The 22,900-nt window shown below is 69.4% G+C and carries 19 protein-coding genes; 6 read left to right on the plus strand and 13 right to left on the minus strand.

Annotated elements, in window-relative coordinates:
* Positions 1-46 precede the first annotated feature (46 nt).
* Positions 47-1,063 (plus strand): CDF family Co(II)/Ni(II) efflux transporter DmeF, encoded by a 1,017-nt coding sequence (dmeF, locus tag GSQ87_RS15745; protein WP_216839351.1) that lies wholly within the window; start codon positions 47-49, stop codon positions 1,061-1,063.
* 81 nt (positions 1,064-1,144) lie between these two features.
* Complete coding sequence (locus GSQ87_RS15750; RefSeq protein WP_158916293.1) at positions 1,145-2,104, plus strand: nitronate monooxygenase family protein; 960 nt, start codon at positions 1,145-1,147, stop codon at positions 2,102-2,104.
* Here the strand turns inward: GSQ87_RS15750 and GSQ87_RS15755 are convergent.
* Entirely contained in the window at positions 2,101-4,605 is a 2,505-nt protein-coding gene (locus GSQ87_RS15755; RefSeq protein ID WP_158916294.1) for a response regulator, read from the minus strand. The two genes, GSQ87_RS15750 and GSQ87_RS15755, sit on opposite strands and share 4 nt — an antisense overlap.
* Positions 4,606-4,809: 204 nt before the next feature.
* On the opposite strand from GSQ87_RS15755, the gene GSQ87_RS15760 reads away from it, so the two are divergent.
* A complete protein-coding gene (locus tag GSQ87_RS15760) occupies positions 4,810-6,063 on the plus strand; it encodes a glutamate carboxypeptidase (RefSeq protein ID WP_158916295.1) in 1,254 nt (417 codons plus the stop codon).
* 129 nt (positions 6,064-6,192) lie between these two features.
* Here the strand turns inward: GSQ87_RS15760 and GSQ87_RS15765 are convergent, their stop codons facing one another.
* Both GSQ87_RS15765 and asnB read right to left on the minus strand, forming a co-directional pair.
* Positions 6,193-7,332, minus strand: coding sequence for an LptF/LptG family permease (locus GSQ87_RS15765; protein WP_158916296.1), 1,140 nt, complete (start codon positions 7,330-7,332; stop codon positions 6,193-6,195).
* An 84-nt stretch (positions 7,333-7,416) separates the two neighbouring features.
* Positions 7,417-9,330, minus strand: a complete 1,914-nt coding sequence (asnB, locus tag GSQ87_RS15770) for an asparagine synthase (glutamine-hydrolyzing) (RefSeq protein ID WP_216839353.1) — start codon at positions 9,328-9,330, stop codon at positions 7,417-7,419.
* A gap of 57 nt (positions 9,331-9,387) precedes the next feature.
* Between asnB and GSQ87_RS15775 the strand changes: the two genes are divergently transcribed.
* Positions 9,388-10,671, plus strand: coding sequence for an O-antigen ligase (locus tag GSQ87_RS15775; protein WP_158916297.1), 1,284 nt, complete (start codon positions 9,388-9,390; stop codon positions 10,669-10,671).
* Between the two features lie 141 nt (positions 10,672-10,812).
* On the opposite strand, the gene GSQ87_RS15780 is transcribed toward GSQ87_RS15775, so the two are convergent.
* The 9 genes from GSQ87_RS15780 to mscL all read right to left on the minus strand — a co-directional run bounded on the left by GSQ87_RS15780 (position 10,813) and on the right by mscL (position 19,565).
* The gene (locus GSQ87_RS15780; protein WP_158916298.1) at positions 10,813-11,085 is read right to left on the minus strand and encodes a GNAT family N-acetyltransferase; all 273 of its coding nucleotides are present in this window, start codon (positions 11,083-11,085) and stop codon (positions 10,813-10,815) included.
* 10 nt (positions 11,086-11,095) lie between these two features.
* Positions 11,096-12,631, minus strand: a complete 1,536-nt coding sequence (locus GSQ87_RS15785; protein WP_158916299.1) for a S41 family peptidase — start codon at positions 12,629-12,631, stop codon at positions 11,096-11,098.
* A gap of 71 nt (positions 12,632-12,702) precedes the next feature.
* Entirely contained in the window at positions 12,703-13,842 is a 1,140-nt protein-coding gene (locus GSQ87_RS15790) for a murein hydrolase activator EnvC (protein WP_158916300.1), read from the minus strand.
* Positions 13,839-15,158 carry a folylpolyglutamate synthase/dihydrofolate synthase family protein gene (locus tag GSQ87_RS15795; RefSeq protein WP_158916301.1) on the minus strand — a complete coding sequence of 440 codons (1,320 nt, stop codon included), beginning with the start codon at positions 15,156-15,158 and terminating at the stop codon, positions 13,839-13,841. The genes GSQ87_RS15790 and GSQ87_RS15795 overlap by 4 nt, the downstream gene beginning before the upstream one ends.
* 33 nt (positions 15,159-15,191) lie before the next feature.
* Positions 15,192-16,154, minus strand: coding sequence for an acetyl-CoA carboxylase, carboxyltransferase subunit beta (gene accD / locus GSQ87_RS15800; protein ID WP_158916302.1), 963 nt, complete (start codon positions 16,152-16,154; stop codon positions 15,192-15,194).
* Positions 16,155-16,157: 3 nt separating this feature from the next.
* Positions 16,158-16,988, minus strand: a complete 831-nt coding sequence (gene trpA, locus GSQ87_RS15805) for a tryptophan synthase subunit alpha (RefSeq protein WP_158916303.1) — start codon at positions 16,986-16,988, stop codon at positions 16,158-16,160.
* A 186-nt stretch (positions 16,989-17,174) separates the two neighbouring features.
* Positions 17,175-18,395 (minus strand): tryptophan synthase subunit beta, encoded by a 1,221-nt coding sequence (trpB, locus tag GSQ87_RS15810; protein WP_158916304.1) that lies wholly within the window; start codon positions 18,393-18,395, stop codon positions 17,175-17,177.
* A 39-nt stretch (positions 18,396-18,434) separates the two neighbouring features.
* Positions 18,435-19,079, minus strand: coding sequence for a phosphoribosylanthranilate isomerase (locus tag GSQ87_RS15815; protein ID WP_158916305.1), 645 nt, complete (start codon positions 19,077-19,079; stop codon positions 18,435-18,437).
* 75 nt (positions 19,080-19,154) lie between these two features.
* Positions 19,155-19,565: a large-conductance mechanosensitive channel protein MscL gene (gene mscL / locus GSQ87_RS15820; RefSeq protein WP_158916306.1), complete on the minus strand. Its 411-nt coding sequence runs from the start codon at positions 19,563-19,565 to the stop codon at positions 19,155-19,157.
* A gap of 193 nt (positions 19,566-19,758) precedes the next feature.
* Between mscL and GSQ87_RS15825 the strand changes: the two genes are divergently transcribed.
* Positions 19,759-20,700 carry an Hsp33 family molecular chaperone gene (locus tag GSQ87_RS15825; RefSeq protein WP_254063020.1) on the plus strand — a complete coding sequence of 314 codons (942 nt, stop codon included), beginning with the start codon at positions 19,759-19,761 and terminating at the stop codon, positions 20,698-20,700.
* A 25-nt stretch (positions 20,701-20,725) separates the two neighbouring features.
* Positions 20,726-21,793: a hypothetical protein gene (locus tag GSQ87_RS15830; protein ID WP_158916308.1), complete on the plus strand. Its 1,068-nt coding sequence runs from the start codon at positions 20,726-20,728 to the stop codon at positions 21,791-21,793.
* An 11-nt stretch (positions 21,794-21,804) separates the two neighbouring features.
* Here GSQ87_RS15830 and GSQ87_RS15835 read toward each other — a convergent pair whose 3' ends face one another.
* A complete protein-coding gene (locus tag GSQ87_RS15835) occupies positions 21,805-22,887 on the minus strand; it encodes a PA0069 family radical SAM protein (RefSeq protein ID WP_158916309.1) in 1,083 nt (360 codons plus the stop codon).
* Positions 22,888-22,900 lie beyond the last annotated feature (13 nt).

The raw sequence follows: 22,900 nt of genomic DNA on the forward strand, positions 1-22,900 counted from the left end.
GGCCCAACGCCCGCCCCGCCCGGCGACGGCGATCCCGGACCCGCCTGTGAAGACCGCCGCGCCTCTCGACCCTCTCCTCAGCGACCCGGACCCGGCCGAGGGCCTGCGTCACGACCACGTCTTCCTCGGCGCCGCCCACGACCGCAATGCGCGCCGGATCGGCTGGGTGGTGGCGATCTCGATCGTGGCCATGGGGGTGGAGATCGGCTGCGGGCTGGCCTTCCGCTCGATGGCGCTGCTCGGCGACGGCCTGCATATGGCCAGCCACGCCGGGGTGTTCCTGATCGCCATGCTGGCCTACCGCTTCGCCCGCCGGCACGCGGAGGACCCCCGCTTCAGCTTCGGCACCGGCAAGGTGGGCGATCTCAGCGGCTTCGGCAGCGCGATCCTGCTGGGCGGCGTGGCGCTGCTGATCGGGACGCAGAGCCTGGAGCGGCTGATCCATCCGGTCCCGATCGCCTTCGACGACGCCCTGCCGATCGCCGTGTTCGGCCTGGTGGTAAGCTTGGTCAGCGCCTGGCTGCTGCACGACCAGGATCACCACTCCCATGAGCACGGACACGCGCACGGGTATGGCCACGACCATGAGCACGGCCATCCCCACGACACCGCCAAGCCGGGCGGGCGACAGGACCTGAACCTGCGCGCCGCCTATATTCACCTGGTCAGCGACGTGGTGGTCTCGGTGCTGGCGGTGCTGGGCCTGGTGGGCGTCAAGCTGCTGGGCTGGACCTGGCTCGACGCGGTGGCCGGCCTGGTCGGAACCGTGGTGGTGTCCCGCTTCGCCTGGACCCTGGCCCGGCAGGCGGGCCGCAACCTGCTGGACATGGGCGGCGCCCCGGACCTGGCCGACGCCTTGCGCACCCGGCTGGAGCGGGACGGCGACCGGGTGAGCGACCTGCACGTCTGGCGCCTGGGCCCCGGCCACGACGCCGCCATCGTGGTGATCGCCTCGCCCGATCCCGAACCGGTCGCGGTCTATCGCCGGCGCATCGCCGAGATCGCCGCCTTCAGCCACCTGACAGTCGAGGTGCATCGCACCCGGAAGGAAACGATCCACTAGGCCGGAGCCGCTTTTCGCGGGCTGGCGTCGGGGGCGAAAACGCTCTCTTATGCGTCAACCGGTTCACGCAAGAAGACCCGCATGCCGATTTCCCAAGGTTCGTTTCCCAAGGCCTGGGCCGGGCGTCTGGCCATCCCCGCCATCGCCGCGCCCATGTTCCTGACCTCCGGGCCGGACCTGGTGACGGAATGCTGCCGCTCGGGCGTGGTGGGGACCTTCCCGGCGCTCAACCAGCGCACCACCGAGGGTTTCGACGCCTGGGTGCAGGAGATCGAGGCGCGGCTGGCCGAGACCGCAAGCGCAGCGCCCTACGGCGTCAACCTGATCGTGCACAAGACCAATCCCCGCCTCCAGGCCGACCTGGAGATCGTGGTGAAGCGCAAGGTCCCGCTGATCATCACCTCGCTGGGGGCGGTCAAGGAGGTGGTGGACGCAGTGCACAGCTATGGCGGGCTGATCTTCCACGACGTGATCGGGCGCCGCCATGCGGAGAAGGCGGCCGAGGCGGGGGTCGACGGGATCATCGCCGTCGCCGCCGGGGCCGGCGGTCACGCGGGCCTGCTCAGTCCCTTCGCCCTGCTGGCGGAGATCCGCGAGGTGTTCAAGGGAACGCTGATCCTGTCGGGGGCGATGAACACCGGCCGCGACGTCGCCGCAGCCCACCTGATGGGCGCCGACCTGGCCTATCTGGGCAGCCGCTTCATCGCCACGCGCGAGAGCATGGTCAGCGACGAGCAGAAACAGATGATGCTCGACGCCCGCGCCGCCGACATCGTCTACACCTCCAAGGTCAGCGGGGTGAACGCCAACTTCCTGCGCGCCAGCCTGGAGGCGAACGGCGTGCTGGACGACGCCAATCCCGGCCATACCGAGATGAACATGAACGCCGAGGTGCGGGCCTGGAAGACGGTCTGGTCGGCCGGACAGGGCGTAGGCTCGATCCGCGACGTGCCGGCCGCCGCCGAGCTGTGCCAGCGGCTGATCTCGGAATACCGCGACGCGGTGCGGGAGATGGCGGCGGACCCGTTCGCGGCTCCCTAAGCCGCCATGCCCTCTCCCTCTTCCCCCGCCTCTGCGGGGAAGGCGGCGGCGATGGTGTCGAACAAAGCCGAAGCGGTGAAGGGCTTGGCCAGGTAGAGGTCGGCGCCGGCGGCCATGGCCATGCTCACATGCTCGGGCAGGGCGTTGGCGGTGAGCATGACGATGGGGGTGCGCGGTTGGCCGCCGGCCTGCTCCAGCCGGCGGATTTCGCGGATACAGGTCACGCCATCCATCACCGGCATCTGCATGTCCATCAGGATCAAGTCGAAGCGGTGGTTGTTGAACATCTCCAGCGCCTGCCGGCCGTCCTCGACCGAGGTCAGGTCCGCCAGCCCGCCTTCCAGCATCAACTCCACCACCTTGCGGTTGGTGGGGTGATCGTCGGCCAGCAGGATACGGAGCGCGGTCGCCATCACCTCCGCGCCGCCGTCCGTCTCGGCGACGGCCTCCATTTCGGCCGGCTCGAGCGGCAGCTCCATCCAGAAGCGCGAGCCCACGCCCGGCGCGCTCGAGCAGTCCACCGCGCCACCCATGCGGGTCGCCAGGTCGCAACAGATCGCCAGCCCCAGGCCCGTGCCCCCGAAGCGACGGGTGATGGAGCTGTCGGCCTGCTGGAACCGGCCCAGCACCTTGGCCTTGTCGGCCATGTCGAAGCCGACCCCAGTGTCGATCACCATGAAGCGGGCCGCGCCTGACGCAGTGCGCTCGACCACCAGCGTCACCTCGCCCCGTTCGGTGAATTTGACGGCGTTGCTGAGCAGGTTGGTCACCACCTGGCGCACGCGCACCAGATCGCCCATCACCGCCCGATCGATCTCCGGCGCCACCTCGATCACCAGGCGTACGCCTTTTTCGTCGCACTTGAGTTGGGACAGGCCGGCGACCGCACGCACCATCTTGCCCACATGGAAGGGCGCGGCCTCGATGGTGATCTGGCCGGACTCGATGCGCGCCACATCCAGGATGTCGGACAGCAGCCGCTGGAGGATGTCGCCGGAAGAGCGGATGATCTCCGCCATCTCCAGTTCCTTGGGCGCCAGGTTGGAGCGGACCAGCATATCGGCCACCGCCACCACCCCGTTCAGGGGCGTGCGGATCTCGTGACTCATATTGGCCAGGAATTCGCTCTTGGAGCGGTTGGCGGCGTCGGCCGCCAGACGGGCGCGGCGCAATTGGCCGGTCACCCTCCACTGCCACAGCAGCAGGGCGAACACCGAGGCCGCGACCACCCCGCCCACCACGTCCAGCAATCGCTGGGTGGAGATCACATCCTGCTGCAGGGCCACGTTGCGCCGGGCGGTGACGAGCTGGTCGCGCCGTACGCCGAGCTGCTTCTGCATCTCGTCGGTGACCTGGCCGATGCCCGCGCTGAAGCGCTGCGAGGTGGTGACGGCGCGCTGGTCCGAATAGGCGAGCAATTTGGCGTAGGCCTCCTTGTAGCGCCCCTCGGCGTTCAGCACCGCGGCTTCCACCATGGGTTCACGTTCGAACAGGGTGGCGGAGAAGGCGCCGGTCTTGCGCAGGTGGCCGATCGCGTCGAGGTCGCGCCGCGCGGCCGCCACGTCCCCGGTCTGGGCGTAGGCGATCGCCCGCGCCGGCAGGAGCTTGGGCGCCAGGAACTTGGCCGCTCCAAGGTCCGGGCCAAGGTCTTTGAGACAGGCCAGCACGTCGCGCGGAGACGTGTGCTCCGCCACCGCGGCGCACAGGTTGGCGTCCCACTGCTTGAGCGCGACGATGTCCGACCGCTCCGCCAGCCGATGGTGGGCTGCGGCGAGGCTGGCGGCCAGCGGACCGTCCCCAAGCTGGGCGGCCAGGCTGGCCATATTGTAGATGCCGTCGAAATCGGGGCTGGGATAGCCCGGCGTGCCGAACTCGAACTCCGTGCGCCCGAACGCCGTCGCACTGCCCCGCAGATCGTGGATCTGCATCAGGGCTACGCCCTCGATTTCCCAGATGCCCGAGCGCGCCATGTTCGCCAGGGGATCGCCAGCCGGGACCAACGTATCGGCCTCCGACAACACCCGCAGCGCCGCGCCGACCTGGCCGTCCTTGCTCATCGCCAGGGCCGTCAGGCGCATCGCATGCACGCGGGCGAACCAGTCGCGCTCACCGTCGGCGATATGGCGGATGGCGGCGATGGCGGTGTTGTCGCCCTGGTCGTAGCGGCTGAACAGGACGTTGATCCGGGCGACCATCCGATAGCGGTGGTTGAAGCTGCGGTCGGCCTGGCGGGCGAGTTCGCCGTTCCAGTAGTCGAAGCGGGGATAGTCGGACTGGTTCAGGAATATCCAGGCGACGTAATAGAGGCGGTTCAGCCGTTCGGGGACCGGAACCCGCCGGCTGTCGCGCCCGAACTGTTCCAGTTTTGCAAAGCTGCTGGCGGCGGCCTTGGCCTCTATCGCGGCGGCGACGCTGCGCGGCGTCCAGAGCGTGGGCACGCCCTGGGCCTGCGCATGTCCCCATACGCACGTCAGCAGACTGACGATCGCTACCAGGCTCAACTTCGTGCGAGACATTTCCGCCCTGCCCACTCGCGAGGGACTATCGGGCCATCCCGTTTCCATTTGGTTTCCATCCAGAGCGGCCGCGATCGGATTGCGATTAATTCCTATAGTTGCATTCACGAAAACGTCTCAGCGACATCGATCCCTTCCAAAACAACGTAGTCCGGCTAGCATGAGGCCGAATGGCGGGGGACGGTTCAGATGACGGTTTTGGGACATAGGGCGCTCTGGCTCTGCGGAACGGCGGGGGCCATGGCGATGGCCTGGGGCGCTCAGGCCGCCCCCCGCGACGCACGGGTGTTCGACGCCGCCACCGCCGCGCGCGCCGGACAGCTCGATCTGCTGAAGTCGGTGGTGGACATCGACTCCGGCACCGGCGACGCGGAAGGCGCGGCCAGGGTCGATGCGATCCTGATCCCCCGTCTGCAGGCGCTGGGCGCCTCGATCCGCAAGGTCCCGGCCGAGGCCCCGGGGCTGGGCGAGAACGTGGTGGCCACCCTGGAGGGGACCGGCAAGGGCCGCATCCTGATGATCGGCCACATCGACACCGTGTTTCCCGCCGGCACGGTCAAACACTGGGCCTACCACACCGACAACCTCAAGGCTTATGGCCCCGGCGTTTCCGACGAGAAGGGCGGGGTGGTCGAGGGGATCACCGCCCTGACCCTGCTGCACGAGCTGAAGTTCACCGGCTACGCCCGCATCACCCTGCTGATCGAGACCAGCGAGGAGACCGGCTCGCCCGGCACGCGCAAACTGATCGACAGCCTGATGCGCCAGAACGACGTCGAACTGAACCTGGAGCCCGGCGACGCTCCGGACGCGATCACGGTCTGGCGCAAGGGCTCGACCACCTACACAATCGCAGTGCACGGCCGCGCCGCCCACGCGGGCGTGGCCCCGCAGGACGGGCGCAACGCGGCGGTGGAGCTGATCCACCAGCTCCAGGCGGTGGAGAAATTGCCCCATACCGGCGACGGGCTGACCGCCAACCTGACGGTGCTGAAGGCGGGCGAACGGAACAACATCATCCCCGACCTGGCGGAGGCCCAGGTCAATGTGCGGGTGCGCAGCGCCGACCAGCTCAAGCTGGTCCAGGACGCCCTGGAGGCCCAGGCCAAGACCACCGTGGTTCCCGACACCAAGGTGGAGATCAGCACGACCCCGGCCTTCCCGCCCCTGCCCAACAATCCGGCCACCGACGCCCTGGCGGCGCGGGCCAAGGCGATCTACGCCGGCATCGCCCGGCCGCTGGAGACCGCCGGCAACGGCGGCGCGTCCGAAAGCGCGCTGGCCCACGCGGCGGGTACGCCGGCCCTGGACGGGCTGGGCCCGGTGGGCGGGGGTTTCCACAGCACGCGGGAGTATCTGGAGCTGAGGACGGTGACGCCGCGCCTGTACCTGCTCACCGAACTGCTGATGCAGATCGGGGCCGCACCGCCCGCCAAACCCTGAGGGAAGGCTTGCGGAGTGCGTGCTTCGAGACGCGCTCCGCGCTCCTCAGCATGACGAATGTTTTGGCGACCCATCTACGTCATCCTGAGGAGCCCCCAAGGGGCGTCTCGAAGGACGCAGCACATCGGTCTAGGCCGACGCTCCCAGCGGTCGCAACGCCTTGCCTAGCGGAGCAGTGTCCGAGATAGCGCGGGGCCCGAGGAACAGCCGCCGGCCGGCGATCCAGCCCGGGACCAGCGGGACCAGATACTGCAGGAAGTTCAGCACCGGGGTGTTCTCGCAGATCGCCTCGATGGTGACGCCGAGCAGGCGCACCAGCAGCGCCGCCACCATGGCGACGATAATGCGCCGCACATAGCCGAGGCGGCTGAACGATCCGCCGATCACCGCCAGCAGCGCGAACAGCACGAAAGCCGGGATGTAGAGCGGCGTCGACAGGCGCGCACTGGCCTCCGCCCACATCTTGCGGCGGAGCGGCTTGTTGAGGTTCGCATGCTTGTCGGCGAACACCAGCTCGTGCAGGTACATATCCGAAGGTTTGTAGGCGAGCTGATCCTGGGTGTCGACGTAGGGGGTTAGGTCGAGGGTGTATTCCCCGAACCGCAGGAAGTTCAGCGTTCCGGCGGCGGTGAACTGCTCATTGGAGCCGTTCCTCATCAGCAGCACCGGCCCGCTCGGCCGCTTCACCATGATGCCGGTCTTGGCGTCGTAGGTGGCCGAGCTCTTGTCGGCCTTCACTTGATGGATGAACAGGTTGTGCATGACGTTCTGGGCGTCGACGCTCTGGGCGTAGACCGTCAGACCGCCGGGGGACTCGGTGAACTCGCCCTCCTTGACGATGCTGCCCATCAGATCGGTGCGCACCTTGAACAGTTCCTCGCGGGCGATCCGGCCGCAGGCGGGTGCGACCCACATGTTGATCACCAGCATGATCAGGACCGCGAAGGCGCTGAGCCGCATGGCCGGGCTGACCACCTGCCAGCGGCTGAGGCCGGCGGCGAAGCAGACCACGATCTCCTGCTCGGTATGCAGCTTGTTGATCGCATAGAGCGTCGCCACGAAGGCCGAAATCGGCAGCACCAGCGCGACCAGGTTGGGCGCCGAGAGCAGCACCAGCTTGAACAGGGTGAACGCCGCCTGGCGCTGGCTCACCACCACGGTGAGCAGGCCCAGGCTGCTGCTCAGGATCGCCACCCCGGCGAGCGCGGCGGTGGTGGCGATCACGGGCGTCAGCAGTTCGCGGAACAGGTATTTCTGGATGAAGGCCATGGGACGCGAACGATGAGCGGGGCGGTCAGTGTAGCGGGATGACGCGGGCGGCGACAGCCGGCGCGACGGCGCAGCGCACGGAAATCATGCCCGGCTCGCCTGGGACAGCACCTCGGCGATATCGCCGTCGGCGGGCACGCCCAGCACATGATGGCTGTGCCAGAGCGCATAGAACAGCAGGCTCCACGCCGGCTGGGACTTCTGGCCCGCCTGCTCGAACACCCCGCGCACGGTCTCGAAGGACGCGAACTCGGCGATGGCGGGCTGGGCCGCCGCCAGCTCGCCCAGCCGCTCGGCCTGGGCCGCCATCCAGCCACCCACCGGCGGGTTGAAGCCCTGCTTGGGTGCGAAGGGATTGGCCTGGGGCAGGGCGCGCGACAGCCATTCGCGCAGCAGCACCTTGCCAAAGCGCAGGTTGGCCTTCAGCCCCGGCGGCAGCGACAGGGCGAAATCGGCCACGGCCTTGTCCAGGAAGGGCGTGCGGCCCTCCACGCTGTTGGCCATCAGGCAGCGGTCGAGCTTGATCAGCAACCCGTTGGGCAGGCGCTCGATGCAGTCCACCGCCTGCAGCAGGGCCATATGCGACGGCCAGCGCTGGGTCTCGCGCGCCTCGATAGCGTCGAACCCCGTCGCCCAGCCGGCGAAGCGGTGGTTCAGGGCGGGGATGGCCTCGAACACCCCACGGCGTTCCTTGTCCCCGAACCTCGGCAGCGGCAGGCGCGCGCGGCGATAGCGGGTGTAGCCGCCGAACAGTTCGTCCGCCCCCTCGCCGCACAGGGTCACCTTCAGCCCGGCCTCCCGCGCGGCGCGGCCGAGCAGATAGGTCGGCAGCACGGCGGGGTCGGCGGTGGGGTCGTCGATCGCCGCAGCGATGCGCGGCGCCAGGGTCCAGAAGTCCCCGGCCGTCATCTCGATCCGCCGGCAGTCGGCGCCCACGGACTTGGCCAGCTCCAGCGCGGTGAAGCTCTCGTCGCCGGACTGGCGGCCCTCGTAGCCCACCGTCAACGCCTGCACCGGGGTGCGCGACAGCCGCTGCATCAGCTTGAGCAGGATGGAGCTATCCACCCCGCCGGAAAAGAACAGCCCGTAGGGCACGTCGGTGCGTAGGTGGACGGCGACGCTCTCGGTCATCACCATCTCGAAGCGGGTCAGGGCCTCGGCGAGATCGATCCGCTCGACCGGCCGGTCGGCCAGGGTCGGGATGCGACGACGCTCGGTCACCACCCCATCCACCACCACCACGGTCTCGCCCGGCGCGACGCGGTCGATCCCGTCGAAGATGGTCGCCTCGCCCGAGGTGTATTTGAGCTGCAGCAGCTCGGCCTCGGCGGCGGGGTCGATCTCGGGCTGGATCAGGCCGGCGGCGAACAGGGCCTGGGGCTCGGAGGCGAAGGCGAACAGCTCCGGCGTCTCCAGGTAATACAGCGGCTTGATGCCGAACTGGTCGCGCGACAGCACCAGCCGTTGCGCCGTCGGGTCGTGGATGGCGATGGCGTACATGCCCCGCAGCGCCTGGGCGTAGTCGAGCCCGCGCCGCTCATACAGGTGCACGGCCGGTTCGCAGTCCGACAGGGTCTGGAACACCCCGCCAAGCTCGGCCCGCAGCTCCGGCGCATTGTAGATCTCGCCGTTGGCGACCAGGGCCGCGCCGCCGGGCGCGAACAGGGGCTGGCGTCCGCCCTCGACATCGACGATGGCCAACCGGGTGTCGACCAGGCCCACCGGCCCGTCGACATGGAAGCCCTGCGAGTCCGGGCCGCGATGGTCCAGCGCCGCGGCTAGGCGGTCGAGCACGGCGCGGTCCACCGACCGGCCGCCGCGCATCATGACGCCGGCTATTCCGCACATGGGATCGGCTTGGTGTGGGACATCGGCGAGGTGTGGGACATCTGCGGTCTGGCGGCGGGCCACCGGCGCCGACGACGTCGGCGAGGCTGGCTTGGGGCCGGACCCGTAGACCGCCGCGCCCCACTTGCCAAGCGCGCCCCTTTCCGCCACCGATCCCGCCGGGGCACGACAGCCGGGAACAACGGCGTTTCTCGCCAAGGATTTTGCTTGAACATCAGCGACAGCCCGGCCGCCGCGGCCCCCTTCGCCGCCCCGGCGCCGACCCGCTTCCCGCCTCGCTGGTTCGGCGCGCTCATGATCGTGCTGTTCGCCCTGATCATGCCGGTGGCCTATGCTGGCAACCAAGGCGAGGCGGTGATCGTGGCGGTGGGCGGCGGCTTTTCCCTGCTGTTCGTCTTTCGCCTGCGCGCCCCGCCGCTCGGCGTCGTGCTGATCGGCGCGCTGGCGATCTGGGCGGCGATCAGCTTCGCCTGGAGCCCGCTGGCGGGTCGGCTCTACACCATCCATCGCTACGGCGACCTGGAGGCCCTGACCGCGCCCAAGCTGCTGCTGCAGGCTGTGCTGGACTGCGCCTTCGTCCTCGGCGCCCTGATCCTGCCGCCGGACCAGCGCGCCAAGGCGCTGAAGCTGACCGGAATCCTGCTGCTGGCGGTGATGGGCGTGCTGATGATCGAGGCGGCGGAGGGCGGCCAAATCTACGGCTTCCTGAATTCCTTCGGCAAACACCCGCTGCGCGCAGACTTGGCCAAGCGCGACGCCGCGCGCGGATGCTATGCGGTGGTGCTGGTGTTCTGGCCGCTGGCGCTGCTCACCTGGAATAAGATCCCCGTGGCCATTCCCGGCGTGGTCGCCGCCTGCCTGGTGGTCAGCTCGCTGATGCTCGGCGTGGACGCTCCGGTCGCCGCGCTACTGCTGTCGCTGGTGGTGTTCGGCGGGATGCGGGTCAATGCGAGGCTCGGGGCGTGGGTGTGCATGGTCGCGGTGGTGGTCTACTTCCTGGCCGCGCCGCTGGTCTTCCTGCCCCACGGCCATGCCGCGGCCGACATCCCCTCCGACATGGGCAAGGAGTCCTGGCACATCCGCGTGAGCATCTGGCGCTTCGCCTCGGCGCTGATCGCGCACCGGCCCCTGCTCGGCTACGGCCTGGACGCCAGCCGCGCCTTCGGCGACGCCATCCCCATGCATCCCCACGACGCCGCCATCCAGCTCTGGCTGGAGACCGGGGTGCTGGGCGCGCTGCTGGGCGCGCTGTTCTGGGGCTGGCTGTTCTTCCGCATCCAGCGCGTCGGCCGCGAAGACCCGGTGTGGGCCGCCATGGCCTGCGCCACCGCCGCGGCCTATCTGCTGATCAGCGCCATCAGTTTCGGCGTCTGGCAGGAATGGTGGCTGGGTCTGGGCGCCATCGCCATCGCCTGCTGCGCCATGGTGCTGCAGACGCGGCGCGAGGTTCGACCGGAAACCCTTAAGGGCGGTCTGGCGTCGCTGCGGTGAGGGAGCTGTAATCGCGCTGCGTGCTTCGAGACGCGCTGTGCGCTCCTCAGCATGACGTAGGTTTTGAGACATGCCCTACGCATCGTCATCCTGAGGAGCCCCAAAGGGGCGTCTCGAAGGACGCAGCAGGCCAGCCAACTCTCACCCCAGCAGGTCGTGGTGCTCCGCATGCCGGCGGATATAGGCGGCGGCGTAGCTGCAGAGCGGAACGACCCTGCGGCCCTCCTCGCGCGCGACCGCGAGCACACCCTCCATCAGACGGCCCGCCGCGCCTGAGCCCCTGAGGGCCGGCGCGGCCTCCACATAGGGGATCACCAGCCGGTCGTCCTCGCGCCGGTAGTCGGCGAAGGCCAGGTGGCCGTCTTCCTCGAGTTCGAAACGCCGATGGGCGGCGTTGTCGACGACGGCGGCCATCGCCGGAACGCTAGGGCTTCTTCGCCGCCGACGGCGCCGCGACCGCCGGCTTGACCGCGGCGGCCACCGGGACCGAACCGCCGGGGATGGTCGGCGCGGGACCCGCCTGGGCGGTGATGAACTTGGGCGTCGGCTTGCTGTAGCTCTTGACCGGCTTGGCGCGCTCGGCCGCCTCGACCGAACCGTACTTCAGCACGTCCAGCGCCCGCTGGAGCTGGAAGTCGTTCTTGTCGTCGGGCGTCGCCGAGGGCTTGGGCGCGGGCGGGGGCTCGTCCTCGTCCTGGTCGTCGTCCTTGAGCGAGACCTTCTTGATCCCGGTCGTGGGCAGAGCGGCGGGAATCTCGATCGAGGTGGGGACGAAGCGCTTGCGGCCCTCCTGGGCGTCCAGCGCGTTCTTGAACGCCGCCTCGGTGTACTGCAGGGCGGTGTCGTAGACCGCCTCGGCCTGTTTCTTGGACTGGGCGACGAACAGGTCAGGCGCGATGCCGGTCTTCTGGATCGAGCCGCCCGACGGCGTGTAGTAGCGGTCCGTGGTCAGCTTCAGCGCGCCGTCGACGCCGCCATGCAGCGGGATCACGGTCTGCACCGAGCCCTTGCCGAAGCTGGTCAGGCCCACGATGGTCGCACGCTCGCGATCCTTCAGGGCGCCGGCCACGATCTCGGAGGCCGAGGCCGAACCGCCGTTGATCAGCACCACCATGGGCAGGCCGTGGATCAGGTCGCCGGCCACCTTGCCGTTGTAGCGGGTGATGTCCTTGGCGTCGCGACCGCGCTGGGAGACCACCTCGCCACCGTTCAGGAAGTCGCCGGCCACGTCGACCGCCTGGTCCACCAGGCCGCCGGGGTTGTTGCGCAGGTCGAGCACCAGGCCCTTGAGGTGCGGGTTCTTGGCCTTCATGTCGCGGATGGCCGAGGCGGTCTCGGCCCCGGTCTTCTCGTCGAAGCCCGACAGATGCAGGTAGCCGTAGTCGCCCTCCAGCCGGTGGGTGACCGACTTCACCTCGATGATCTCGCGCGTCAGCTTGACGGTGAAAGACGGGGTCTTGTCGCGCGCGATGGTCAGCGAGATCGAAGTGCCGACCGGCCCGCGCATCTGCTTGACCGCGTCGTTGAGCGACTGGCCCAGGATCGACTGGCCCTCGATGGCGGTGATGTAGTCGCCGGGCTGGATGTGGGCGCGCGAGGCGGGGGTGTCGTCCATCGGCGAGATGATGCGCACCGCGCCGTCCTCGGCCGTGACTTGCAGGCCCAGGCCGCCGTACTCGCCACGCGTCTGGTCGCGCATGTCGTCGAAGCTGTCGGGATCGAGATAGCCCGAGTGCGGGTCAAGCGAGGTCAGCATGCCGTCCAGCGCCGCCTGGATCAGCTTCTTGTTGTCCACCGGCACCACGTACTGCTGGTCGACCGTGGTCAGCACGTCGCCGAACAGCTCGAGCATCTTGTAGGTGTCGGCCTTCGGCGGATGGCTCTGCTGCTGGTCTGCATAGGCCATGGCGGCCGCGCCCAGCGCGAATGTGGAAATGCCGATCAGCAGGATCTTGCGCATCAGGGTCCTCGGAAGTCCACGTTACCTGCCCTCGCCTTCGCCGCGAACGCAAGCTTAGCCGTCATCAACCCTTAGCGAACAGGGCCGTTCACGGAGGCTGCAGCGAACCATCGGGAGGGATCGACGGGCCGCGCGGCCCTGCGAACCTCCAGATAGAGCTCCGGACGACCGTCCGGGGGCATCCGACCGACGGGCTCTCCCGCCGCCACCGTACGCCCGACCTCCGCAACGACCGAACCCAGGCCCGCCATGACCAGATGATAGTCGCCAGCCTTTAAGATCAATACAAGACCCCAGCCTTTCAAGGGCCCCGCATAGTCGATCATCGCGGCGGTGGGGCTCAAAACAGTTGCATTCGCATCGGCGCGCCAGGTCAGGCCCTTGGCGTGCTGCGGATCGCCCCCTGCGGCGCCGAACCCATAGACCTCGGCGCCCTGGACCGGCTGGGTCAGGCGGGGCGGCAGATTTTCGTCCGTGTCCCTCCCCGCGGCGTCGTGATCGCCCAGCGTGGTCACCAGCTCGCCCAGCGAGCGAGCGCGCGCCGCCAGACGCTGAACGTCGCCGTTCGCCACCGCCGCGTCGGCGACCAGCTGGACCTGGAGCGCACGCTTCTGCTCGATCAAGTCCTGGATGCGGGCCTGGCGGTCGGCCACCGCGCTCTCGGCCTGGAACAGGGTCCCGCTGGCGGCGTCGGCCTGGCGGCGCAGCCCTTTTAGCGCCTCGGACTGGGAGGTGAACACGTGGGCGCGGCGCTCAAGCTCGGGGGCGATGGCCTTGATCAGGATGGCTGCGCGCACCGCGTCGCGCGCCGAGCGGGGGTCGACCAGCAGGGCCGGCGGCGGGTCGCGCTGGTACATCTGCAAGGCGCCCATCAGCCGGGTCAGGCTCTCCTGGTTGCGCCCCATTTTCAGCTTGAGCTCGGCCTCCTGAACGTTGACCTGTTGCAGCCGCTCGCGCGCGCCGCCAATGGTGCGCCGCCCGTCGGACTCCGAGCGGCCGAGATCGACCAGTTGGGCCTGCAGCTTCTTCACCTGGACCGCCGCCGCGCTGGCGCCCTGCTGGGCCGCATCGCGCGCCACCGCCCGCGCCTGACGCTGGGTGTCCACCGCGCCGCGCAAGGCCGGAACGCTCGGATCGGCCGGATTGGGCGGCGCGGCGGCGAGCAGCAGGGGTAGGCCGAGCAGCAGCCATACGCCGCGTCCGCCGATCATGCCGGCCACGTGTCCGGCGACATGGCCAGCACCTCGCCCGCCAGATAGAGCGAGCCGCAGACGATAACATGCGGCGCTGGCCCGTCCACGCCCAACGCCCGGCCCAGCGCCTCGGTCACGTCCGCGCAGGCCTCGACCGTCATCCCCTGCCCCGCCGCCGCCTGGACCAGCTCCTCGGGCGGGGCGGAGAGGTCGGAGGCGAAGCCCGTGGCGAACAGCCGCGCCTCGGCCGCCTTCAGCTCGGCGAACACCCCGGCCGCGTCCTTGCGCTTCAGCAGGCCGACGACGATCGCCACCGGCCGCCCATCGCGGGCCGACAAGCTACGCGCCGCCACAGCCAGGGCGCGGGCCGCATGCGGGTTGTGTCCGCCGTCCAGCCACAGGTCCGAGCCGCGCGCCTTGGCCATCGCCGCCAGCGGCCCGGCCGTAAGGCGCTGCATCCGCGCGGGCCAGCTCACGCCGGCGATCCCGCGGCCAAGCGCCTCGGCGTCGATGCGCGGATCGTTCAGCGCCCGGGCGGCGGCCACCGCCAGCCCCGCATTGTCGAACTGGTGCGCGCCGAACAGGGCCGGCGGCGGCAGGTCGAACAGGCCGTCCTCGGCCTGGAACGCCAGCCGGCCGCCCTGCGCCCAGGCGTCGAAGTCGCGGCCGGCCAGGATCAGCGGCGCGCCGACCCGCTCGGCCTCCGCCTCGATCACCGCCAGCGCCTCGTCCGGCTGGCGCGCGACCACGGCGGCGACGCCGGGCTTGAGGATGCCGGCCTTCTCGAAAGCGATCTTGGCCAGGGTGTCGCCGAGATATTCGCTGTGGTCGTGGTCCACCGGGGCGATCACCGTCACCGCCGGTCGCTCGAACACGTTGGAGGCGTCGTAGCGGCCGCCCAGCCCCACCTCGACCACGCACAGGTCGGCCGGGGTCTCGGCGAAGGCCTGGAGGGCGGCGGCGGCGGTGATCTCGAAGAAGGTGATCGGCTCGCCCGCATTGGCCGCCTCGACCCGCGCCAGCACGTCGGCCAGCTGGGCGTCGGTGATCAGGGTCCCGGCCAGGCGGATGCGCTCGGAGAACCGCACCAGGTGGGGCGAGGTGAAGGCATGGACCCGCAGGCCGGCCGCCTCGCCGATGGCGCGCAGATAGGCGACCGTCGAGCCCTTGCCGTTGGTGCCGGCCACGTGGATCACCGGCGGCAACCGCCGCTCGGGATGGCCCAGCGCCGCCAGCAGCCGCTGCACCCGGCCCAGCGACAGGTCGATCAGCAGGGGATGCAGGGTGCGCAGCCGCTCCAGGGCGGCGTCATGGGGAAGCAGCAGGTCGCTCATGTCTCCTCCCCTGCACAGTGGGAGAGGAGAAAATCAAGCCGCCCGGCGCGCGCGTCCCAGCATCAGGGTCTTCAGGATCGAGCCGAGGGTGTCGGGCAGTTCGCGCCGGTTGACCACCTTGTCGACCATGCCCTTCTGCTCCAGGTACTCGGAGCGCTGGAAGCCCTCGGGCAGGGTCTCGCGGATGGTCTGCTCGATCACGCGCGGGCCGGCGAAGCCGATCAGGGCGCCGGGCTCGGCCAGGTGGACGTCGCCCAGCATGGCGTAGCTGGCGGTGACGCCGCCGGTCGTGGGATCGGTCAGCACCACCACATAGGGCAGGCGCGCGCGCTTCAGGTCCTGGATCGCCAGGGTGGTGCGGGCCATCTGCATCAGCGACAGGGCGCCTTCCTGCATCCGCGCGCCGCCGGCGGCGGTGAAGGCCACCAATGGCACCTCGCGCTCCAGCGCGGTCTCGGCGGCCTTGATGAAGCCCTCGCCCGCCGCCATGCCCAGAGACCCGCCCATGAAGGCGAAGTCCTGCACCATGGCCACGGCCGGCACGCTGCGGATCACCCCGGCGCCGATGGCCACGGTGTCCTGCCGCCCGGTCGCCTTGCGCGCCGCCGCCAGACGTTCCGGATAGGGCTTCTGGTCGGAGAAGCCGAGCGGGTCGTCGCGCACCACGGGCGAGGCGATCTTGTCGTAGACGCCGCCGTCGAAGGTGAAGCGGAACCGCAGGTCCGGCCCGATCCGCATGTGGAAGCCCGAGGGCGTCACCCACATCGCGTTGTCCAGATCGGCGCGGTAGATCATCTCGCCGGTGTCGGGGCATTTGACCCACAGGTTGTCCGGCGTCTCCTTCCGGCCGACGAAGCCGCGCACGCCCGGCGCGATCTTGGACAGCCAGCCCAGGCCGCGCTGGCGGTGCGGCGCGTGCCCGGCCGCGTCCACGATTTCGTCGGGCTTGGGCGGTTCGGCGGGGCCGACGCCTTTGGGGGGTTTCCTGTCGGCCATGGGCTAGCCTACCGTCTCGGAGACGCGCGCGCCATGCACAGCGTCCGCCAGCCGCTTGGCCAGGGCCAGCACACGGGCCGCGGCCGGCGTTCCATCGGTAAGCGCTCCGGCGATCTCGTCGACCAGGGCCGAACCGATCACGGCGGCGTCGGCCACCTTGGCGATGGCGGCAGCCCGCTCGGGCGTCCGGATACCGAAGCCCACCGCCACCGGCAGGCCGGTCGCCTCGCGCACCCGCGCCACGGCGGGGGCGACAATGTCGGCGTCCGCCTCCTTGGTCCCGGTCACCCCGGCGACCGAGACGTAGTAGACAAACCCCGAGGTGCGCCGCGCCACCACTTCCAGCCGCGCGTCGTCGGTGGTCGGCGTGGCCAGGCGGATCAGGGCCAGTCCCTCCGCGTCCAGCGCGTCGGCCAGGGGATCGGCCTCTTCCGGCGGGCAATCGACCACGATCAGGCCGTCGGCGCCGGCCTCGGCCGCGTCGCGCGCGAAGGCCGCGTGGCCATAGGCCTCCAAGTTGTTGAGATAGCCCATCAGGATCACCGGGGTCTCGGCGTCGCCCTGACGGAAGGCGCGCACCAGCTCCAGCACGCCCTTCATCCGCATCCCGCCCTTCAGCGCCCGCTGGGCGGCGCGCTGGATCGGCACGCCCTCGGCCATGGGGTCGGAGAAGGGGAAGCCCAGCTCGATGATGTCGGCCCCGGCGGCGGGCAGGCCGCGCAGGATTTCCAGCGCCGTGGCGGCGTCGGGGTCGCCGGCCATGACATAGGCCACGAAGGCGGCGCGATCCTGCGCCTTGAGGGCTGAGAAGCGGGCGTCGATACGATTAGGCATGTCAGGCTTCCGAGCCCTCCCCCTCGAAGGGGGAGGGTTGGGTGGGGGTGGGTGCAGGACGACGACGGCTGGAGCGCAAGAGGCGCGGCGCCTCGTATGTGAGCTTCGAAAACCCGGGCGCATACACCCCCATCCCCGACCCTTCCCCCCTCGAGGGGGAGGGGAGAAGAGGGGAGAGGCTCCCAGTCATATCGACCGCCCAAGCACGTCGGCCACGGTGAAGATGTCCTTGTCGCCCCGGCCCGACAGGCAGAGCGCGATGATCCCGCCCTTGCCGATGTCGCGCGCCAGGTCGCCGAGCTTGGCGATGGCGTGGGCGCTTTCCAGGGCCGGGATGATCCCCTCCAGTTCGGCGCAGAGCTGGAAGGCGGCGAGCGCCTCGTCGTCGGTGCAGGAGATGTACTGGGCGCGGCCGACGTCGAACAGGAACGAGTGCTCAGGCCCCACGCCCGGATAGTCCAGGCCGGCGGAGATCGAGTGCGCCTCCAGCACCTGGCCGTCCTCGTCCTGCAGCAGGTAGCTGCGGGCGCCATGCAGCACGCCGGGTCGACCGGCGGTGAGGGTGGCGGCGTGCTTGTCGGTATGGACCCCATGGCCGGACGCCTCCACGCCGATCAGGCGCACGCCCTCGTCGTTGAGGAAGGGGTGGAACATGCCGATGGCGTTGGAGCCGCCGCCGACGCAGGCGACCACCACGTCGGGCAGACGGCCCTCGGCCTCCAGCATCTGGGCGCGGGTCTCGGTCCCGATCACCGCCTGGAAGTCGCGCACCATCTCAGGGTACGGGTGCGGACCGGCGGCGCTGCCGATGATGTAGTAGGTATCCTCGACGTTGCCGACCCAGTCGCGCATCGCCTCGTTCATGGCGTCCTTGAGCGTCGAGGCGCCCGAATGCACCGGCCGCACCTCGGCGCCGAGCAGGTTCATGCGGAAGACGTTGGGCTTCTGCCGCTCCACATCGACCGCGCCCATGTAGATGATGCACGGCAGGCCGAAGCGGGCGCAGACGGTGGCGGTGGCCACGCCGTGCTGACCCGCGCCGGTCTCGGCGATGATGCGGGTCTTGCCCATGCGCATGGCCAGCAGGATCTGGCCCATGCAGTTGTTGATCTTGTGCGCGCCGGTGTGGTTCAGCTCCTCGCGCTTGAAGTAGATCTTGGCCCCCCCGAAATGGGCGGTCAGCCGCTCGGCGAAATACAGCGGGCTGGGCCGGCCGACATAGTGGGTCAGATAGCCCCGCAGCTCCGCCTGGAAGGCCGGGTCGACCTTGGCCGCCGCGTAGGCGTCGCCGAGCTGCAGCACCAGCGGCATCAGCGTTTCCGCCACATAGCGACCGCCGAACGCGCCGAAGCGGCCCTGGGCGTCGGGATAGGCGGAATAGTCGTTGGGCTTCAGCGGGACGGTCATGATTGACGGCTCGGGGGCTGGCGTTCTGCGGCCGTCGCGTCAGACGCGGTGGACCGCTTCCAGAAAGGCCTTGATGAGAGCGGGGTCTTTAACGCCGGGGGCGGTCTCGACGCCAGAGGAAACGTCCGCCAGCGGTGCGCCGGACGCGCGCACGGCCTCGGTCACATTGTCCGGATCGAGCCCGCCGGCCAGGAACCAGGGCTTGGCGAAGCTGCGCCCGGTCAGCAGGCTCCAGTCGAACGCCGCCCCGTTGCCGCCGGGCAGGATCGCGCCCTTGGGGGCCTTGGCGTCGAACATCAGGTAGTCGGCGACGCCCTCGAACGCCCTGGCCGCCTCGAGGTCCGCGGCCTCCGAGACGCGGAAAGCCCGGATCACCCCGGCTCCGGTGCGGGCGTGGACCTCGGCGGCGCGGGCCGGGGTTTCATGGCCGTGGAGTTGGATCAGGTCGGGCTTCAGCGTGCGGGCGATGGCGTCGAGCAGCGCGTCGGAGGCGTCCACCGTCACCGCCACCACGTCCAGCCCCTTGGCCCGCGCGGGCGCGGCCAGGGTCGCTGCCCGTTCCGGCGCGATGTCGCGCGGGCTGGGGGCGAAGAAGACGAAGCCGATCAGCTCCGCGCCGCCGTCCACCGCCGCTTGCACGGCTTGGGGCGTGGATAGACCGCAAATCTTGGCTCGGACGGACATGGGGCGGATATGGCGTTCCGCGTGGCTGTTGTCATCTGGTCTTCCCCCCTCCCCCTGCGGGAGAGGAGAACGGCGTCAGACCTTGGCCTTCAACGCGTCGCGGATTTCCATCAGCAGCGCCTCGCTGGTGGTGGGCGCGGGCGGGGCCGCGGGCGTCTCGGCTTCCTTGCGCTGGGTCATGCTGACCAACTTCACAATCAGGAACACCGCCGCGGCGATGATGATGAACTGCACCGCGGTGTTGACGAACACGCCGTAGCCGATCGCCACCTCGGCGTGCTTGGCCGCCGGGTCGGCGGCCTTGAGCACGACCTTGAGCTGGGAGAAGTCCACCTGGCCCAACAGCAGGCCGATCGGCGGCATGATGATATTGTCGACCAGGCTGGTGACGATCTTGCCGAAGGCGGCGCCGATGATCACACCGACCGCCAGGTCGACCACGTTGCCGCGCGCGATGAAGGCGCGGAATTCCGTCAGCAGCGACATGCGTCCCCCGAGGCCTGGTTGCGGGGTTAACCTCGCCCGCCCAGCTCGCGCCGTCAACCGTGCCGGACAAGGGCTTCAGCGATGCACGGCTCGCAAAAGCCGATCCCGCTTCCTATCTCTCGGCGCGACCCGATCATCCGCATCTTCCGGTGCGCCAGACGCCGCGACGCCGCCGTCGCGCCAGAGACTGTCCGTGACCCAAGCTCCCGCCCACGCTTCATCGCCTTCCGCCACGCCGAGCGACGACCTCGTCGCCACCTTCCAGATCGAGCAGCAGCCCGCGCGCGGCCGCATCGTGCGCCTGGGGGCTGTGGTCGACGAGATCCTGCGCCGCCACGACTATCCCGAACCGGTGGCCAACCTGCTGGGCGAGGCCTGCGCGCTCGCCGCCCTGGTCGGCTCGGCGCTGAAGTTCGAGGGCCGGCTGATCGTCCAGGCCCAGGGCAAGGGGCCGGTGAGCTATGTGGTCGCCGACTACGACACCTCCGGCGGCCTGCGCGGCTATTGCAGCTTCGACGCCGAACGGGTGGCCGAGGCGGTGGCGGAGGCCGCCAAGAGCTTCGTGCGGCCGGGCGCGCGGACCCTGCTGGGCGAGGGCGTGTTCGTCATGACCGTCGACCCGGCCGACATGAATGACCGCTACCAGGGCGTCACGCCGATCGACGGCGAGACCCTGGCCCTGTGCGCAGAGACCTATTTCGCCCAGTCCGAGCAGGTGCCGACCCGCGTGCGCCTGGCGGTGGGCGAGGTCCACGACGCGGACGGGAGCGCCTATCGGGCCGGCGGCATGATGATCCAGAACATCGCCGAGGACGACGCGCGCGGCTCGACCGAGGACGCCTGGGTGCGGGCCCAGGCCCTGTTCGAGACGCTCGGCGAGGACGAACTGGTCGATCCGCTGATCCCGCCGGAGACCCTGCTCTACCGCCTGTTCCACGAGGACGGCGTGCGCCTGTATCCGCCCAAGCCGCTGCGCGCCTACTGCCGCTGCTCGGAGGATCGGGTGGTGGGCATGCTGAAGAGCTTCCCCGCCGCCGACATCGCCGAGATGACCGAGCCCGACGGCGCCATCCACGTCACCTGCGAATACTGCTCGCGGGTCTACGCGATCCCGCCGGAAACGGTGGGCGAGTAGCCACACCCGCCCGTCGAGTCCGCCGTTGACGGGCGAAGTCAGCGGAATTTACACACGGTTGTATCCGGGCGGATCGCCCGGCCGTGGGGGCGTGATGAATTGTTGGAATCTGCGCGCAGCGCAAAGCTTCGGCGTGTCCTTGGTCGCCGGAATGGCGATGTCGGCTGGCGCTTCAGCGAGCTATGCGGCCCTGCCGCCGGTCCAGGTCTCCAATGACCGGTTCGATCCAAGTGCAAAATTGGTCGGCCCGGAACTCAAGGTGGACCCTTTTGTCGGGATAGATCACGACTCGCGACTACGCACATTTATAGATAAAAAGACAGGAGAAGTGGCAAACCAGCTTTATGTCCATATCACATACACTGGAAAAGAATGGAAATTCTACGAAACTGCTTCTGACGACACCGCAAATTTTCTACCCCTGAAAAAAATAACGTCCGACTCTTCTCATTGCGATAAGCTTTTTGGGTGCATTTACACCGAAGATGTCGTGGTTGAATTCGATGAGGCGACACTGGAGGGGCGGGAAGGGAAAATCTACGAGATAAAACTAAGTCCCAAGTTCGGCGACGGCCTGATCATCACCGTCTCGACCGAACAGATCGCGCTTCAACTGGCGGCGATCAGGGAAATCCAGGAAACCCTCGCAGACAAGGCCGCCGGCAGGGTCACGCTGCCCAAGCCGCTCCCACCCCAGGGCGAAGGCGCCTCCGTCCAAGTCGCCCAGGGCGGGGATGTCGTGCTGGCCACGGCGCGCAAGGTCCTGGAGGCGCTGGGCTATGCGCTGGAGCCCATGAGCGCGGACGGCACGAGCTTCTCGACGCTGCCGACCGATCACAAGTTCACCCAGAAAGAGGCCGACTGCGGGACCGGACTCGGCATTCCCTTCCTCTGGGACAGCCGCACCAAGACCCGCGTCTCGATAACCGTCTCCGTCGCGTCCGGCCGGCTGACGGTGCGCAGCGGCATGGACGGGATTCTCGAGGTCCGAGGCTTTGGGGCGCACGAGGACAAGCCGCTATCGTGCACGACCAAGGACGCCTTCGCCGGCGAAGTCCTGCAGCAGATACAGGCCGCCCTGCCCCAGCCTTAGCGGACGAGGCGTCAGAACAAGCTCATCTGGTCTCCGGCCTTCGGCGGCGGGCGGAACAGGTCCGTCCTCAGCGGCGCGCGTTCCCGATTGAGCCCGAGGCTGGCGCAGGCGCGATCGAAGCGCTGGCGCATCAGGTCGGCGATCGGCCCCTGGCCGCGCATCCGCTGGCCCCACTCCGCGTCGTAGTCCTTGCCGCCGCGCATCTGGCGGACCAGCGACATCACCCGCCTGGCGCGGTCGGGCCGCTCGGCCTCCAGCCATTCGCGGAACAGGTCCTTGATCTCCAGCGGCAGGCGCAGGACCGTGAAGCCGACCGAGGTCGCGCCCGCCTCGGCCGCACGGGTCAGCACCGCCTCCATCTCGTGGTCGTTGAGCCCGGGTATGGCCGGGGCGAACAACACCCCCACGCTGGCCCCGGCGGCCTTCAGCGCCCTGACCGCGTCCAGCCGGCGCTCGGGCGTGGCGGCGCGAGGCTCCATGGCGCGGGCGAGCCTGCGGTCCAGCGTCGTCACCGAGACGAAGGCGCGCGCCAGTCCCGCCCGGCCCATCCGTCCCAGGATGTCGGCGTCGCGCACGATCAGGGCCGACTTGGTGATGATGCTGAGCGGGTGGTTGAACCGCTCCAGCACCTCCAGCACGCCGCGCGTGACCCGGGTGCGCGCCTCCACCGGTTGGTAGGGGTCGGTATTGCCGCCGATGTGGACCGGCTTGCAGGCGTAGCGCGGATTGGACAGCTCCCGTTCCAGCAGGCGCGCGGCGTCGGGCTTGAAGAACAGTTTGGTCTCGAAATCCACCCCCGGCGACAGGCCCATATAGGCGTGGGCAGGACGCGCGTAGCAGTAGATGCAGCCGTGCTCGCACCCGCGATAGGGGTTGATCGAGCGGTCGAAGCCGACGTCGGGGCTGTCGTTGCGGGTGAGGATGGTGCGCGCCGTCTCCGCCGTCAGAGTGGTGTCGAGCCTCCTCGGCGCCGGGTCGTCCAGCGTCCAGCCGTCGTCGAAATCCTCGTGCTGGGTCGGCTCATAGCGGCCGACATGGTTGGACTTGGCGCCGCGACCCTTGACCGCGCCGACGATGGGGACGGATGAAGCCATAGCCGAGCATCGC

Origin of the sequence: Caulobacter sp. S45 (assembly GCF_009765965.1) — a bacterium.
GTDB lineage: Bacteria > Pseudomonadota > Alphaproteobacteria > Caulobacterales > Caulobacteraceae > CAHJWH01.

Excerpts from the sequence above, each read along its gene's own strand:
- GSQ87_RS15750 (WP_158916293.1), top strand. The coding sequence starts at position 1,145 with ATGCCGATTTCCCAAGGTTCGTTTCCCAAGGCCTGGGCCGGGCGTCTG.
- GSQ87_RS15760 (WP_158916295.1), top strand. The coding sequence starts at position 4,810 with ATGACGGTTTTGGGACATAGGGCGCTCTGGCTCTGCGGAACGGCGGGG.
- GSQ87_RS15765 (WP_158916296.1), bottom strand. The coding sequence starts at position 7,332 with ATGGCCTTCATCCAGAAATACCTGTTCCGCGAACTGCTGACGCCCGTG.
- GSQ87_RS15780 (WP_158916298.1), bottom strand. The coding sequence starts at position 11,085 with ATGGCCGCCGTCGTCGACAACGCCGCCCATCGGCGTTTCGAACTCGAG.
- GSQ87_RS15785 (WP_158916299.1), bottom strand. The coding sequence starts at position 12,631 with ATGCGCAAGATCCTGCTGATCGGCATTTCCACATTCGCGCTGGGCGCG.
- GSQ87_RS15790 (WP_158916300.1), bottom strand. The coding sequence starts at position 13,842 with ATGATCGGCGGACGCGGCGTATGGCTGCTGCTCGGCCTACCCCTGCTG.
- GSQ87_RS15795 (WP_158916301.1), bottom strand. The coding sequence starts at position 15,158 with ATGAGCGACCTGCTGCTTCCCCATGACGCCGCCCTGGAGCGGCTGCGC.
- accD (WP_158916302.1), bottom strand. The coding sequence starts at position 16,154 with ATGGCCGACAGGAAACCCCCCAAAGGCGTCGGCCCCGCCGAACCGCCC.
- trpA (WP_158916303.1), bottom strand. The coding sequence starts at position 16,988 with ATGCCTAATCGTATCGACGCCCGCTTCTCAGCCCTCAAGGCGCAGGAT.
- trpB (WP_158916304.1), bottom strand. The coding sequence starts at position 18,395 with ATGACCGTCCCGCTGAAGCCCAACGACTATTCCGCCTATCCCGACGCC.
- GSQ87_RS15815 (WP_158916305.1), bottom strand. The coding sequence starts at position 19,079 with ATGTCCGTCCGAGCCAAGATTTGCGGTCTATCCACGCCCCAAGCCGTG.
- mscL (WP_158916306.1), bottom strand. The coding sequence starts at position 19,565 with ATGTCGCTGCTGACGGAATTCCGCGCCTTCATCGCGCGCGGCAACGTG.
- GSQ87_RS15835 (WP_158916309.1), bottom strand. The coding sequence starts at position 22,887 with ATGGCTTCATCCGTCCCCATCGTCGGCGCGGTCAAGGGTCGCGGCGCC.